Source organism: Lactobacillus nasalidis (genome assembly GCF_016587775.1).
GTDB classification, from domain to species: Bacteria; Bacillota; Bacilli; order Lactobacillales; family Lactobacillaceae; genus Lactobacillus; species Lactobacillus nasalidis.
On sequence record NZ_BOCG01000057.1, the window covers coordinates 1 to 376 of the forward strand.

At 55.3% G+C, this 376-nt stretch carries 1 rRNA gene; it reads left to right on the top strand.

The annotated features are described in order from the left end of the window. A 23S ribosomal RNA gene (locus lacNas_RS00545) occupies positions 1-376 on the top strand; the annotation flags it as partial.

A 376-nucleotide genomic window follows, 5' to 3' on the forward strand; every position in this document is an offset into this window, starting at 1 on the left:
GGCTCGTCCGCCCAGGGTAAGTCGGGACCTAAGGCGAGGCCGAGAGGCGTAGTCGATGGACAACAGGTTGAAATTCCTGTACTGCACCGAATCGTTATGAGCGATGGAGGGACGCAGGAGGCTAGCAGCGCGTGGTGCTGGATACCACGTTCAAGCGTCAAGTCTGAAAGCGAGTCAAATGCTTGCTTTCATAAGGACAAGGCGTGATGAGGAGCGAAATCACAGTAGCGAAGGCTGCGACGTCACACTGCCGAGAAAAGCTTCTAGCCAGAAACGGTGCACCCGTACCGCAAACCGACACAGGTAGTCGAGGAGAGTATCCTCAGGTGAGCGAGAGAACTCTCGTTAAGGAACTCGGCAAAATGGCCCCGTAACT